The sequence below is a fragment of the Ruania suaedae genome, from assembly GCF_021049265.1.
GTDB lineage: Bacteria > Actinomycetota > Actinomycetes > Actinomycetales > Beutenbergiaceae > Ruania > Ruania suaedae.
This window is the reverse complement of record NZ_CP088018.1, coordinates 1,046,342-1,060,879: the sequence shown is the minus strand read 5'-3', so window position 1 is coordinate 1,060,879 and position 14,538 is coordinate 1,046,342. Positions and strand designations below refer to the sequence as shown.

Sequence of the window (14,538 nt, the reverse complement as noted above, 5' to 3'; positions counted from 1 at the left end):
TCAGTCGCGACCGGGAGCCACCGGCTCCGGGGCGCCGGGTTCTGGCTGCTCGGGCAGGATCACGCGCTGGACGGGCAGAGCCTCCGGGTTGTGCTCGCGCAGCCACGTCGCGAGCTTCTCGCGCACCTCGCATCGCAGCGCCCAGTCGGAGTCGGAGTCCTTGGAGGTGACGAGGGCCCGCACCGTGAGGCGATCCCCGGTGGAGTCGGTGACCACGACCGAGCTCGCCCGGCGATCCCACAGCTGCGAGGCCTCGAGGACCCGCTCGAACTCGCGACGCAACGCCTCGAGGTTCACCCGCCAGTCCAGGGTGAAGTAGATGACGCCCGTCACCGTGTCACCGGTACGGCTCCAGTTGATGAAGGGCGTGGTGGTGAAGTACGTCGAGGGCAGCACCTTGTGGCGCTCGTCCCAGATGCTCACCACCACGTAGGAGAGCGTGATGTCCTCGATGGTGCTCCAGGTGCCATCCACCTCCACCACGTCCCCGATACGGATCGCGTCGGTGAACGCCAGCTGCAGACCCGCGAACACATTGCCCAGTGTCGCCTGCGCGGCGACACCGATGACCACCGACAGCAGACCCGCCGAGGCCAGCACGGTGGCGCCCACCTGCTCGACCCCGGGGAAGGTCAGCAGCACCAGCGCGATCGCGATGATCGTGAACGCGACGGCGACGATGCGGCGGATCAGCAGCATCTGCGTCTCGACGCGGCGGCGGGCGCGGTCGTCATCGCGCATCCGCTTGATCATGTGGTCCTTGAGGTGGGTCAGCCACGCGAGGACGAATCGCTCGACGAGCCAGACCGCCGAGAGCAGGATGGCGATCAGCAGGACGTGCATGGCCACGGTGCGCACCGAGGAATCCTGCAGGCTCTGGGCGACCGCGATCCGGAGCGCGATCGAGACCAGCAGCAGGGACAACGGCCTGCGCACCTTCAGCCAGGCAAGGCGCAGCAGCCGCACCCGCCGGCCGATCCGCAGCAGCACCGCGTTGGCGATGAGCAGCAGCAGGACGACGCCTGCGACGGCGGCAACGATCGCGATCAGAGTGGAGAGCCAGGGATCCATGGCTCTTCTCTAACACACACCTGCGACGCGCTGCGATCGGGACGGGAGCGGCAGCCGCCTAGACTTCGGGGCATGTCCGACCCGGCCGCCACCGTGACCGCCGCTGCCGTACGGGAGGCGGCACAGCGGATCCAGCACGCCGTGGTGCGCACGCCGATGCCCCGGTGGGAGCGGATGAGCGAGCTCACCGGCGCGACCGTGCTCCTCAAGCGGGAGGACCAGCAGAGCGTGCGCTCGTACAAGGTGCGCGGTGCGTTCAACCTGATGCTGCGCCTGACCGGGGCCGAGCGGGCGCGCGGGGTGGTGTGCGCGAGCGCCGGGAACCACGCCCAGGGGGTGGCGAAGGCCTGTCACGAGCTGGCCATCACCGGGCGGATCTTCGTCCCTCGCACCACGCCGAGGCAGAAGCTGGACCGCATCGCCGGGCTGGGTGGTGAGCAGGTGACGCTGGTGCCGGTGGGGTCCACCTTCGACGAGGCCTCCGCGGCCGCCCGGGACTTCGCCGAGGCGGACGGCGCGGTCCAGGTGCACCCCTTCGACGACGCCCGCACGATCGCCGGGCAGGGCACGGTGGCCAAGGAGCTGCACGATCAGCTGGGTCGCTCGCCGGACGTGGTGGTCGTCCCGGTCGGCGGGGGCGGCCTGATCGCCGGGATGGGCACCTACCTGGCCGAGGCCACTCCGCGGACCCGGGTGGTCGGGGTCGAACCGGGCGGAGCCGCGAGCATGGCGGCCGCACTCGCGGCCGGCCGGCCCGTGCGGCTGGCCGACATCGACACCTTCGTCGACGGCGCTGCCGTGCGTCAGGTGGGGAACCTCCCCTTCGAGATCGTCTCCGCCCTCGCGCCGGCGATGACCAGCGTGCCCGAGGGGCGCCTGTGCGCGGAGATGCTCGCGCTCTACCAGACCGAGGGGATCGTCGCCGAGCCCGCGGGGGCGCTGTCCCTGGCCGCGGTGGGGCCGGCCGGCTCGGGGGCGCCGGTCGAGATCCAGCCGGGCCAGACCGTGGTGTGCGTGCTCTCCGGCGGCAACAACGACATCTCCCGGTATGCGGAGGTCGAGGAGCGCGCGCTGGTGCACGCCGGGTTGCGCCACTACTTCGTGATCGACTTCCCGCAGGAGCCGGGTGCCCTGCGCCGCTTCCTGGATCATGTGCTGGGCCCGGAGGACGACATCTCCTTGTTCGAGTACACCAAGCGCTCGAACCGGGAGACCGGTCCGGCGTTCGTGGGTCTGACGCTCGGCTCCGCACAGGGCTACCACCCGCTGCGCGAGCGGATGGACGCCGCCGGGCTCCACTACGAGGGGATCGCTCCCGACTCGCCGCTGTTCCGCTTCTTCACCTGAGGCGGCCGGTTCTTCACCTGGGGCGGCCGGTCCCGTGACACGACGTCGCCGGTGGGCGGCTCCATGACGGAGCTGCCCACCGGCGTCGTCGCTCGATCCAGCGGTCCTACGGTGCTCGCACCTGATCGGGTGCCAGGGCCAGCAGCTGGATGATCCCCATCAGGCGTTGCCCGAAGTCGTTCGAGCTCGCCCAGTAGCGGTACTCCACCGGCCGCAGCACGTCCGGGCCGGTGATCTCGATCGGGTCGCGCAGCGCCCAGCCGCGCCCGAAGGTCTGCCAGGCACGCTCCTTGTAGGAGTCGTTGTCGAGCTCAGCGCCGGCGAAGGCCATCATCGAGGCGTACGAGCCCTCGAACGCACCGGCGTTGAAGTCGCGGCCGTAGAACTCGATCCGCTCCTCCCTCGTCCCCGTACGAGCTACGGAGAAGTTGAGCAGCTCCTGCTTGAACTCCGGGCTGTCGATGACGTCGTAGAGCTCGTAGAGGATCTGCTGGCCGCCGAAGAGCAGCGAGATGTTCGACGGGGACTGGGAGATCCCGACGTCCTCGAGGGAGCCGTCGGCCGGGTCGAAGGCGACCGAGCCGCCGTTGCCGGTGAACATCCCCAGATCCATCGCCGACATGTCCTCCAGACCACGCTGGATCCGGTCGCGGTAGGTCTCGTTGCCCGTGCGCTCCCACTCGGTGAGCCAGTTGCTCGCCATCGCGATCCAGTCCGGACCGAAGCGGACGATGTAGCGATCGCCGGACGGGTCCGGGAACGCCTCGCGCAACGGCGGGACGGTGAGCTGGGTCTCGTCGGCCCGCAGGGTGTACCGCATGTAGTCACCGACGCGCTCGTCGGCGGTGAGGTAGTAGTAGAACCGCTTCATCTGGGAGGCGCTGATCCGCGTCTCCTTGGCTCCGTCGCCCCACTTGACCACGGCGTGGCGTGATCCGAGCCCCGCGAAGAGCCCGTCATGGTGCACCGCTCCCTCGGCGACGCACAGCGTCATCGCCTCCGCGAAGCGGAAGTAGTCCTCGCGGCCGGTGCGCATGAACTGGTACCACATGCCCTGGTCGGGGCCCAGCTCGCCCTGCGCCCACGCGAAGCCGCCCGCGTCGTAGCGCCACTCGTGCCGGGTGTCGTCGTAGGTGTGCATGATGTCGCCGTAGTGCCAGAAGCCGTACCAGCGTCGCTGCTCCACCTGACCGTGGAAGAACTCCATGAACTCGTCCAGCGCATCCTCCACCGCTGCCCGTTCCGGGGTGTCCCGGTTGGGCAGGGACCAGCGGCCGAACGGCTGCACCGCTGCCAGGTACTCCGGGGTGGGCAGGAGCCGCGGTGGCTCGCTGACGATGTCGCCCAGCCGGACCAGTGCCTCACGGCTGGGGGTCTCGGCCAGGGCCCACAGAGTGATCTCGTTCGAGCGGGCCACACCCTCGGGCGTAGCCACCTCGTCCTCGAACCCACGACCGGGCTCCTCGTAGAGCAGGCTCAGACCGTGCCGCTCGTCGGAGTAGTTGCGCAGGTCCATCGCCGGTGACTCCGGTGACCAGAACCAGGCCGTGACCGTGGCGGTGTCGGTGGCTGCCCCACGCACATCGAGCTGGGTGGGGTGGCGCTGCCAGAAGTCCTTCATCCCGAAGGCGATGCCGCCTCCGGTGGCGCCACCGATCCAGCCCACGCCCTTGGCGCGACGGCCATGACCGGCGTGCTCGAGCCAGGCGCTGTCGGCGTCGGTCCGCTTGCCGATGTGGAAGGCGTCGGCGGAGAGCTGGACCAGCTTGAAGTCGCTCCACAGCGGGATGTCGCCAATGCCGCCGCGCACGTTGCTCGGCCACTGCGAGACCGGAGCGGTGGCGACGCCCTCGAACTGCTGACGCTTGATGGATCCACCCACATCGCGGCGCAGCGGCGAGAGCAGGCGTACGGCCTCGCCCCAGATCCCGGAGTCCTCACCGACGAAGCGGATGTGGCGGTTGTGCATCTCGTCCGACATCGGCACGTTCCACCGCAGTCCGAGGCCGCGGATGAAGTCGGTGTGCTGGTCGCCGTCGAAGATGAAGTAGTGCGTCGCCTGCACGGCATCCGAGCCGGCGGTGAGTTCCAGCCGGAGGGTGAACGGGAGCGTCTTGCGGCCGTCGGAGTTGACGTAGCTGCCCGTCACCTTGACGACGACGAGCACCGGACCGTTCTGCTCGATCGTCACCTCGCTCACCTCGCCGGTGTAGCTGTCGATCGAGGAGCCGGCGTACTCGCCCTCGTCCGGGGTCTCCAGCAGCAGCACGAGCTTGCCGCTCGCCGCCTGCTCCCGGCTGCCACGCTTGAGGGAGGAGAGCACGGTGGTGCCGCTGGTCGGGATCGAGAGGGTGATGACGCCGGTGCTGACCTCGACCGTCTCCGGGATGTTGCGCAGGCGGTTACCCGGGCGGGTCCGCGCTCGGGCACGGCTCGAGGGCGCCGCCGGACGGCCACGCGAGAGCGTGAGGTTCTCGGCCAGTCCGCTGTTGGCCGGGACCGCGTGACCGCTCCACTTCACCGATCCGTCGGGCCAGAACGCCAGCGGCCAGTTCTGGACAGGGACCTGGTCGCCGCCGTCGGTGTTCAACGCCAGGCGGTCGACCGAGGAGAGCGCGCCGCGCTCCCACGGCACACCGAAGCGCGAGCCGGTGGTGACCGCGGGCGTCCCGCCGCCAAGCCAGGTGATGGGAACGTCCTCCGGCGCGTTCTGGGGCTGGCGCGGGACGGCCGCCGCAGCACCGGCCGGGCCGGCCACCGACGATGCCGTGGCGGCGGCGCCGGCGACCAGCGAGGACTGCAGCACGACGCGCCTGCTGGGCCGGCTCATCGCCTCGCCACGCGTTGATTCAACGTTCGTCATCGAACGACTCCTTCATCTTCGATCGTGCGGGAGGGGTGTGCTCACCCGGTGGCGCTAGGGGGGTGCCCCGGGTGAGTGCGGTCCGGCAACGCACCCGCTGCCGGCCGTGTCGTGGCGATGCGATGCCACCGGGGAGACGATCACGTGGGCCACCTCGCCCAGGGAAAGCACCGCATCATCTGACAGAACAGCAATCTATGGACCCCGGTGACGCGAGCGCCGCAAACGGACAAAGCCGATCGCTCATGGACGTCCGGCCGGCCCTTCCTCGCGATATCCGAGTTCGACGGCCACGGCGGCGAAGGCGAGCAGGCCCGGCACCACCACGATGAGCGGAGCGAACATCCAGGCCACCACGCCGGCCAGCACCACGGCGAGCAGCAGCAGGGTCGAGCCCCGCAGGTCCGTGAGGCAACGCCGCACACTGCGCTCGAGGAGCCGCTTCCAGGAGTCGGCCCGGGTCCACATGGCGCATGCGCGCAGCACGACGACCGCGATGCCCACCAGCAGGACCACGGAGAGGCCGCGCAGCGGTCCGCTTCCGGGCGCGAGCTCGGCCGCCGGGCTGGCGACACCGATGTACCCGCCCACGGCCACGATCACCAGCAGCACGGACCACAGCAGGCCCCGGCGCAGCGCGTCCAGGCCGTCGCGGGCGAGCGTGGCGAGATCGTCGCGCTCCCCGCGGATGAACCGGCCGAGGTGGGCGCATCCCAGCGCCAGGGCCGGCAGCGCCGTGATCAGCGGGATCGCCAGGACGGCGACCCACAGACTCGTCGTGAGCACCTCACCGAACAGGCCCAGCTTCTCGGAGGTGAGAAGCTGGGCCGCCCGGCGGGATCGACGCGACGAGCGCGGACTCATCCCTTCAGGCCCTGCGTGGCGACGCCGTCGACGAGGTAGCGCTGGAAGATCAGGAAGAAGATGAACACCGGAATCAGGGCCAGCACGGCCATGGCCATCTGCGCACCGTAGTTCTGACCGGTCTGCTGATCGACGAACAGCCGCAGGGCGACCGGCAGGGTGAACAGCTGCGGGTCCTTGAGGTAGAGCAACGGCCCGAAGAAGTCGTTCCACGACCAGATGAAGGCGAAGATGGCGCTGGTCACGACGGCCGGCTTGAGCAACGGCATCATGATCGAGACGAAGATCCGCATGTGCCCGGCCCCGTCGATACGAGCCGCCTCATCCAGCTCGCGGGGAAGTCCGCGCAGGAACTGGACCATGAGGAAGACGAAGAACGCCTCCGTGGCCAGGAACTTTCCGACCACCAGCGGGATGAAGGTGTTCACCATCCCCAGGGTGTTGAAGACGATGTACTGCGGAATGATCACCACGTGGAAGGGCAGCAGCAACGTCGCGATCATGATCGCGAAGAACACCCGGCGCCCGGGGAACTCGATCCGTGCGAATGCGTAGGCGGACACCGCGGCGGAGGCGACGGTCCCGACCACGGACAGCACGGCGAGGATGGTCGAGTTCTGGAAGAACTTCCAGAAGGGCACACCCGCGATGCCCTCGAACGCCTCGAGATAGTTGCTCAGCGTGATCTCGCTGGGCAGCAGCTGGGCGTTGCCGACGATCTGCTCCGAGGGCTTGAACGTGGACAGGACCATCCACACCACCGGGTACAGGATCACGATCAGGATCGCCGCGACCACGAGGTGGAAGACCAGCTCGCGCCAAGCGAAGGGACGGGAACGGCTGACCGCTGTGGGAGTGCTCTGCTCGGTTGTCGTCATCGTCCCTCGTCTCCTGCGTAGTGCACCCAGAACCGCGAGCTCCGGAAGAAGATGATCGTGACCACCGCGATGACGAGCACCAGCACCCAGGCCATGGCCGAGGCGTAGCCCATCTGGAAGTCGCGGAATCCGCGGAAGTAGAGGTACAGCGTGTAGAACAGTGCCGAACGTGACGGCCCGCCGGTGCCGCCGGAGATGATGAACGCCGAACCGAAGACCTGGAAGGCGTTGATCGTCTCGAGCAGCAGATTGAAGAACAGCACCGGGGAGAGCATCGGGATCGTGATGTGGATGAACCGGCTGATCGGCTTCGCCCCGTCCACCGACGCCGCCTCGAGCAGCTCCCGCGGTACCTGCTTCAGGCCCGCGAGGAAGATGACCATCGGGGCGCCGAACTGCCACGCGGCGAGCAGGATCAGCAGCGGCATCGTGCGATCGGGGTCACCGACCCAGCCGCCCGCCTCGAGGCCGAAGAAGCCCTGGACGTTGTCGACCGGACCCTCGTCGATGAACATCGCCCGCCACACCACCGCGATGGAGACCGACGCACCGACCAACGAGGGAAGGTAGAAGGCCGAGCGGTAGAAGCCGGTCGCCCGGAACGCCGTGTTCAGCACCATCGCGACCGCGAGCGCGGCGATCAGCTTGACCGGCGTCCCGACGAGCACGTAGACCGCCGTCACCTGCCAGGCCTTGATGTAGTTGGGATCGGAGAACAACCGGGTGAAGTTGTCGAGTCCGATCCACTCCGGCGGCGAGAAGAGGTTGTAGTCGGTGAACGCGAGGTACAGCGACGCCAGCATCGGGCCTGCCGTCAGCAGCGTGAACCCCAGCAGCCAGGGGGCGAGGAAGCCGTAGCCGGCCCGGATGTTGGTCCAGTTCCGCCGGTTCTTCCTGAGCGCCGGCACCGGAGCCATCGACCCGCGCGTGCGCGCCGGGCCGGGGACGGTGGCGTCCACGGTCGTCGCCGCACCGTTGCCCGCGGACGGGCGGCCGGAGCCGCCCGTCCGCTCGTGACCAGAGCTCATCCGAGGACGTTCTCCGCTTCCGCGAACCAACGCTCGGCGGCCTCATCGACGGGGACGTCACCATAGGTGACCTCCTGGGCGATCGAGTTGAACGTCTGCTCGAGGGTGCCCAGCCCCTGGATGGCCGGCGGCGGGGTCCCGTCCAGCTGGTCGGAGACCATGCTCGCGTACTCGAGCATCTCCTGGTCGAGGCCGGAGGCCTCGATCCCTTCCTGCGCCGTCGCGGAGGCCGGCACGCCGCGGGTCATCCCGAAGATGTTGCCCACCTCGGGGTCGTTGATGATGAAGTCGATGAATGCCGCGGCTTCGTCGGGGTGCTCGGAGTTGGCAGCGATCGACATCATCAGACCCGGCTTCAGGAAGAGCCCGGTGGTGTCCGAGCCTTCGCTGACCGGCGGCTGCATCATGGTGAGTTCCGGCGAGGCGCTCCCCTCACTGAAGCGGGTCAGGAAGTTGTCGAAGCTGATGTCGGTGGCGACTTCTCCGATGCCGATGGCGTCCGAGCCCTCGATCTGGGCGAGCCGGTCCGGGGGGAGAGTCGCTCCCGACTCCTGCAGGGCGACGCTGCGTGACCACCACTCGGCGAGATCGGCCTCGGTGAAGCCCAACTGTTCGCCGTCGACGAGGGAGAGCCCCTGCTGGCTGAGCCAGACCTGGAACAGCCAGAAGTAGGAGGCGTAGTCGATCCCGCCGTAGACCTGCGGTGACATCGACTCACCCGCCGCGCTCACCTCGGCCAGGAAGGCATCCCACTCGTCCCAGGTGAAGGGCGCCTCCGGGGCCTCGACCCCGAGCTCGTCCAGCAACGGCTCGTTGATGTAGACAGCCTGCCCACTGCTCGCGGAGGCGATGCCGTAGTTCGATCCGTCGACCTCACCCGTCGACACGAGGCCGGGGTCGATGGCGTCCACCGAGATGACGTCACCGATGTAGTCGTCGAGCGGGACGAGGTGCCCGAAGTCGGCGTACTCGTTCATGTAGGCGAGGTCCATCTGGATGATGTCGGGCAGCGAGCGGCTGGCCGCCTCCGTGTTCCGCGCGGTGAAGTGGTCGCCAAAACCCGAGTAGGTCGTCTCGATGGAGACGTTGGGGTAGTCCTCCCGGAAGAGCTCGATCGCCTCCTCGTAGCGCTCGGCGCGGACCGTATCACCCCAGAACGCGAAGTTCAGGGTGATCTCCTCCGTGCCGGGCTCCTCGCCGCCGGCGTCCTCGCCACCGGGTTCCGCCGAGCCGTCGTCGCTACATGCCGCGAGAGCGACCAGTGACGCTGCAGCGAACGCTGCCACACCGAATCTGCGGCGTGACGGGGTGCGTGGGTCCTTCTTCAGGCTTGTCATATCGAGCCTCCTTGCCCTGATGTCGTACCTTCGTGGTGAACGGACCCGATGCTAGGACGATCCCTCCCCCGCCCTGGACAAACGATCTTTTTCGAACAACCACGCATCCGCTCACGCCTGGGCGCCGCACGAGCGGCGGATCGTCAGCCGCGGCACGAGATGGATGTGACGGGGGGCGGAGGCCTCCTCCTGGGTACGGATCCGTTCGAAGATCGTCTGCATCGCGAGACGGCCGATCTCGCGCCCGGGAGGCGAGACCGCAGTCAGGGGGACGATGCCGAGCTCGGCGAACTCGTCGTCGTAGGCCACGATCGCGATGTCCTCCGGCACGCGCACCCCGTGGTCGAGCGCGATCTCCACCAGCCGGGCGGCATAGAAGTCGGTGTGCAGGAGCGCAGCCCGCACGCCGCGCGAGAGGCACTCCTCCAGGAACGTCTCCAGGGCATGATCCACCGGATCGGACTCGCTGCCGTCGTCCTTGGGCAGCGAATGCTGGGGCGCGTCCTCGAGGGCCAGCTCGGTCCGGCCGCGTGCGTACCCCTCCCGGATCGACGGCGCCGTGGGTGTGCGATCGAGCAGGGCGAGACCGATACGCCGGTGCCCCAAGCCGGTCAGATGCTCCAGCGCCAGGATCGTCCCGCGCACATGATCGGTGCGGATCCAGTCATAGGGCGCGAGCTGATTCGACTCGTCCAGGCGTCGTTCCACCAGCACGAGCGGCACCGAGAGCTCAGCCAGGTAGGCGGCCACGTCGTCGATCGACTGGTCCCGCAGGCTGGGCGTGAGGATGAGACCCTCCGCCCCCAGCGACACCAGCCGTTCGACCTGCCGCTGCTCGACGGTGGCCCGGTAGTTCGACGAGGCCAGGATGACCCGTGCACGCAGTCCCTGCGAGGCCATCTCGGCCCCGCGCACCACATCGGGGAAGTGCGATCCCGATCCCGGCAGGACCAACCCGATGAGCGCACGCGCAGGGCGCGGTTTCGTCGTCGTACCCACGGAGATCGCTCCACCGTGCACCCGGGCGAGTGCTCCGGAGCGTTCCAGCGTGATGATGTCCCGGCGGATCGTCACCTCCGCCACACCGAGGTCGTCCGCGATCACCGAGGCGCGGACACTTCCGCGCAGTTCGAGCTCGCGCAGCAGATATTCGTGTCGGGCCCTGGGGAGCCGGCGAGGGGGCACCGGGGAAGCCATCGGAGTCCTTCCGTTCTCATCCGGACGTCGCGCCATCGCGCCGGAGGATCTGCACGCGCGGGCAGATGTCCGAAAATGCACGTTCACGCGTGATGTGTCCGCTGGTGGGGCAACTTAGCAGATGTGACATCTGAGGTACGCGAGACCCTGCTTCCCGCCAGCGTCGGCGCGGGGCACCCGAGCGGAACGGCCGGGCGAGGCCCCAAGGCGCCATGGATCGGCCTCGCCGACCGGCTCGTTGACGCCGCATGGGAGCATGCCTCCCCTGCCGGTGCGCTCCTGCGGCTCCCGGGCGTGCAGAGCGCTTCCGGGGCCTGGAACGACGGGCTCGAGGGCTACGCGAGGACGTTCCTGGCGGCGGCCTTCCGCGTGCGCGGCCAGGACGGCGAGGATCCCCGCGGGTTCCTGCAGCGATACACCGACGGCCTGCGCGCAGGTGTCGACCCCGGGCACGCCGAGCGCTGGCCCACCTTCGATGAGCGGCGCGGCGCCATCGTCGAGGCCGCCTCGATCGCGGTCGCGCTCTCGGAGACACGGCCGTGGCTGTGGGACGGACTGGACGAGCGCGACCAGGATCGGACCATCACCTGGCTCTCGCACGTCCTCGGCCGCCAGGACTTCACGAACAACTGGATCTGGTTCCAGAACGTGATCGAGGCCTTCCTCGACTCCGTCGGAGCCGAGTCCCGCACCGCCGACCTGGACCGCAACCACGAGATCGCCGAGGCGCTCTACGTCGGCGACGGCTGGTACTCCGACGGCCGGGGACGCGAGGGCCAGCGGCAGAACTTCGACTGGTACGCGGGGTGGGCATGGCACCTCTACCCACTGCTGGAGTCCCGCATCCGGGGCACCCCCCTCAGCGCGGTGCATCAGGACCGGCTGCACCGCTACCTGGAGCAGGCCCAGCACCTCATCGGCTCCGAGGGCGCGCCGGTACTGATCGGCCGCTCGGTCACCTACCGCTTCGCGGTGCTGGGGCCGTTCTGGGCCGGTGTGCTGGCCGCATCGACGCCCCTGCCGGCGGGCCGGACCCGGATCATCGGCGAGCAGATGCTCGCGCACTTCGGTCGCCACGGCGCCATCGGTGAGGACGGGCTGCTCTCCATCGGCTGGCACCACCCCTACCCCCGCGTGCGACAGCTCTACACCGGCTCCTCCTCCCCCTACTGGGCGAGCAAGGGCCTCCTGGGGCTGCTGCTGCCCGCCGACCACGCCGAGTGGCGCACCGAGTCCGAGCCGGCGCCGGATCCGGAGCCGGTGCGCACCACGGCCATGCCGGCTCCGGGATGGTTGGTGGTCTCCTCCCCGGCGGACGGCCTGGTGCGGGTGCTCAACCACGGCTCGGACCGCGTGCTCGAGCCACTGGTCGCGCCGCGATCGGACGATCCGTTCTACGGCCGCATCGGCTACTCCAATGCCACCTCGCCCCAGCTCGACGCCGAGGGTGTGGCCAGACCGTACGAGTCCCACACCACGGTGCTGGACGAGTCCGGCAACCCCGCGCATCGCGACCGGATCGAGCAGGTGTGCCTGGACGAGACCGTCGCGGTCTCCCGCTCGTCGGTCCACTGGCTCGATCGGGACGGCGGCGAGCACACCCCGGGATGGTCCGGCCTCCGGCGGGGTCCGCAGCTCACCGTCGCCTCCGTCGTGCACGGGATCGTCGAGCTCCGGCTCGCGTGGTGGCAGCCGGGCCCTGTCGCCAGTGGCCGGGCAGCGTCCCCGGCCGCGATCGACTCCGACGCCGCCTGGCCCCGCGAGCACGGCCCCTGGCGGATCAGGTTCGGTGGCTGGGCGCTGGCAGCGCCGGCCGCGGCAGACCTGGACGCCGGCTTCCCGGCGAGCGAGTCCGACACCGTCGGCACCATCGCCCGGGTACGACGCGAGGACGGAGTCGTCTCCGCCGTGTACGGCCTGCACGAGGCCTCACATCCGGACGTGCGTGCCGGCACCGGAGCCGACCCCTTCGGGCACTGGTCGGCGGCGCCGTCGGTCCGCACGCAGACCCCGCGGGAGGCCGGCCGGCTCGCCGCCGCCCTGGTGGTGCTCTCCCACGGGGAAGCCGCCGTACCCGTCCCGGTGATCACGCCGGAGCGATCGACGATCAGGGTGGAGTGGCCCGACGGTTCCATCGCCGTCGTGCCGGCAGAGACAGGGGTGACATGGTGAGACGACTTCGGGTGATGCTGGCGATGCGGAGCAGCGGCCTGGCCGAGGACCTCCTCGCGCCCTCGACGCGCCGCCGGCTGGAGTCGGTGGCGGAGGTGGTCGGACCGGTGCTGACCGATCCGACCGACGGCGAGCAGGCGAGGGCACTGGCGGAGGTGGACGTCCTGCTGACCAGCTGGGGCGCTCCCCGCCTCGACGCCGAGTTCCTCGCCAGGGTGCCCCGGCTCCAGCTCGTCTCCCATGCGGCCGGCAGCGTCAAGCGGTTCGCCACCTCCTGCGCCTGGGCACAGGGCGTGCGGATCTCCTCAGCTGCGGACGCCAACGCCGTGGCCGTGGCCGAGTACACGCTCTCGATGATCCTGCTGGCCGGAAAGCGCGTTTTCGACGCCGAGACGTACTTCCGCCAGGAGCGTCGCCTCGACTGGTCGCCGAGCCAGCCGTTCGGCAACGAGGGAACGACGGTCGGGGTGGTGGGCGCCTCGCGGATCGGCCGGCGCGTACTCGGCCTCCTGCGTCCGTTCAGCATGACGACGCTGCTGGCCGACCCCACGATCGACGCCGACCAGGCGGCCCTGCTCGGTGCCGAGCTCGTCAGCCTGACCGAGCTCATGGAGCGCTCGACGGTGGTCTCGATCCACGCGCCACTGCTGCCTGCCACCGAACGCCTGATCGGCCCGGCCGAGCTCGCCGCCATGGCCGACGGGGCGACGCTGATCAACACCGCACGAGGCCGGATCGTCGATACCGATGCCCTTCTCGCAGAGGTCGGCTCGGGGCGCTTGCGGGCGGTCCTCGACGTCACCGACCCCGAGCCGTTGCCGCCGGACCACCCGCTCTTCGAGGCACCGGGCGTCGTGCTCACGCCGCACGTCGCCGGGGCGCTGGGCAACGAGCTGCGGCGCCTCGGAGCCAGTGCGGTGGCGGAGATCGATCAGTTCGCGCGCTCGGGGACGCTCTCGCACGAGGTGCTGCCCGAAGCACTCGGGGCGATGGCCTGAGCGCCACGACCGGTCCACGGTCTCATCCGGACCGGTCGTCGCCGCTCAACCCGGCCAGGATCCGCGTCAGGCCGAACTCATAGGCTCGGTGGCTGTCGTAGGCCGAGCCCTGGGCCGCCCCGGCTGCCGAGCCGATCCGGGTGGCGAGCGGATAGTGCTCCGGGTCGGCCATCAGCGCCAGGAACGGGCCGTTCGCCGCCCACCACTGCGCGTCGTCCATACCTGACTCGGCGGCCGCGCGGTCGCCGGCCCGCACCGAGCGAGCGTGCGCGCGGACGAACGAGAGCACCAGCGTGCGAGCGTGGTCGGTCTCCAGGTCATCGAGGCCGACCGGCAGGAACGCACCCAGCTCCCACTCGTACGCGGCCAGTCCGCCGGGGCCCAGCGAGGGCCGGTTCAGCGCCTCCGCCTCGGCCAGCCACGGATGGACGGCGAGGAGTTGCCGGTGCGCATCGGCCACGGCGCGCACGCGGGCGCGCCAGTCCAGCCGCCCCCACGGCCCGATCGGGAGCTCCGCCAGGACGGCGTCGACCATGAGGACCACCAGTGCGTCCTTGTCGGGGACGTGGGTGTACACCGACATCGGCGCCATACCCACCCGGTGGGCAAGTGCACGCACCGTGAGCGCCTGGAGGCCGTCCCGATCGGAGAGCTCGGTCCCGGCATGGACGAGCTCGTCCACCGACCGCGACGGGATCGGACCCCTCCGCCTCGCTGCGGGCGCGTGAGCGCGCCAGAGCAGGGCGAGCAGTCGGTCCGGCTCGGGCGCCACGGTCATGGGAA

At 69.8% G+C, this 14,538-nt stretch carries 11 protein-coding genes; 3 read left to right on the top strand and 8 right to left on the bottom strand.

What is annotated here, in order from left to right:
- On the bottom strand, positions 1 to 1,071 hold the full coding sequence (locus LQF12_RS04780) for a mechanosensitive ion channel family protein (protein ID WP_231054855.1): 1,071 nt from the start codon (positions 1,069 to 1,071) through the stop codon (positions 1 to 3).
- 72 nt (positions 1,072 to 1,143) lie between these two features.
- Here LQF12_RS04780 and ilvA point away from each other — a divergent pair, with 72 nt between their 5' ends.
- Positions 1,144 to 2,418, top strand: coding sequence for a threonine ammonia-lyase IlvA (ilvA, locus tag LQF12_RS04775; RefSeq protein WP_231054854.1), 1,275 nt, complete (start codon positions 1,144 to 1,146; stop codon positions 2,416 to 2,418).
- 106 nt (positions 2,419 to 2,524) lie between these two features.
- Here ilvA and LQF12_RS04770 read toward each other — a convergent pair whose 3' ends face one another.
- The 6 genes from LQF12_RS04770 to LQF12_RS04745 all read right to left on the bottom strand — a co-directional run bounded on the left by LQF12_RS04770 (position 2,525) and on the right by LQF12_RS04745 (position 10,585).
- Positions 2,525 to 5,281, bottom strand: coding sequence for an exo-rhamnogalacturonan lyase family protein (locus LQF12_RS04770; protein ID WP_231054853.1), 2,757 nt, complete (start codon positions 5,279 to 5,281; stop codon positions 2,525 to 2,527).
- Positions 5,282 to 5,524: 243 nt separating this feature from the next.
- A complete protein-coding gene (locus tag LQF12_RS04765; RefSeq protein WP_231054852.1) occupies positions 5,525 to 6,145 on the bottom strand; it encodes a hypothetical protein in 621 nt (206 codons plus the stop codon).
- Positions 6,142 to 7,023 carry a carbohydrate ABC transporter permease gene (locus LQF12_RS04760; RefSeq protein ID WP_231054851.1) on the bottom strand — a complete coding sequence of 294 codons (882 nt, stop codon included), beginning with the start codon at positions 7,021 to 7,023 and terminating at the stop codon, positions 6,142 to 6,144. Before LQF12_RS04760 ends, LQF12_RS04765 begins: the two co-directional genes overlap by 4 nt.
- On the bottom strand, positions 7,020 to 7,940 hold the full coding sequence (locus LQF12_RS04755) for a carbohydrate ABC transporter permease (protein WP_231055509.1): 921 nt from the start codon (positions 7,938 to 7,940) through the stop codon (positions 7,020 to 7,022). The genes LQF12_RS04760 and LQF12_RS04755 overlap by 4 nt, the downstream gene beginning before the upstream one ends.
- A 107-nt stretch (positions 7,941 to 8,047) precedes the next feature.
- A complete protein-coding gene (locus LQF12_RS04750) occupies positions 8,048 to 9,388 on the bottom strand; it encodes an ABC transporter substrate-binding protein (RefSeq protein WP_231054850.1) in 1,341 nt (446 codons plus the stop codon).
- Between the two features lie 111 nt (positions 9,389 to 9,499).
- A complete protein-coding gene (locus tag LQF12_RS04745; protein ID WP_231054849.1) occupies positions 9,500 to 10,585 on the bottom strand; it encodes a substrate-binding domain-containing protein in 1,086 nt (361 codons plus the stop codon).
- Positions 10,586 to 10,708: 123 nt separating this feature from the next.
- On the opposite strand from LQF12_RS04745, the gene LQF12_RS04740 reads away from it, so the two are divergent.
- The gene (locus tag LQF12_RS04740) at positions 10,709 to 12,757 is read left to right on the top strand and encodes a DUF2264 domain-containing protein (RefSeq protein WP_231054848.1); all 2,049 of its coding nucleotides are present in this window, start codon (positions 10,709 to 10,711) and stop codon (positions 12,755 to 12,757) included.
- Positions 12,751 to 13,755: a hydroxyacid dehydrogenase gene (locus LQF12_RS04735; RefSeq protein WP_231054847.1), complete on the top strand. Its 1,005-nt coding sequence runs from the start codon at positions 12,751 to 12,753 to the stop codon at positions 13,753 to 13,755. Before LQF12_RS04740 ends, LQF12_RS04735 begins: the two co-directional genes overlap by 7 nt.
- Positions 13,756 to 13,777: 22 nt before the next feature.
- Here LQF12_RS04735 and LQF12_RS04730 read toward each other — a convergent pair whose 3' ends face one another.
- The gene (locus LQF12_RS04730; protein WP_231054846.1) at positions 13,778 to 14,533 is read right to left on the bottom strand and encodes a TetR/AcrR family transcriptional regulator C-terminal domain-containing protein; all 756 of its coding nucleotides are present in this window, start codon (positions 14,531 to 14,533) and stop codon (positions 13,778 to 13,780) included.
- Positions 14,534 to 14,538: the final 5 nt, after the last annotated feature.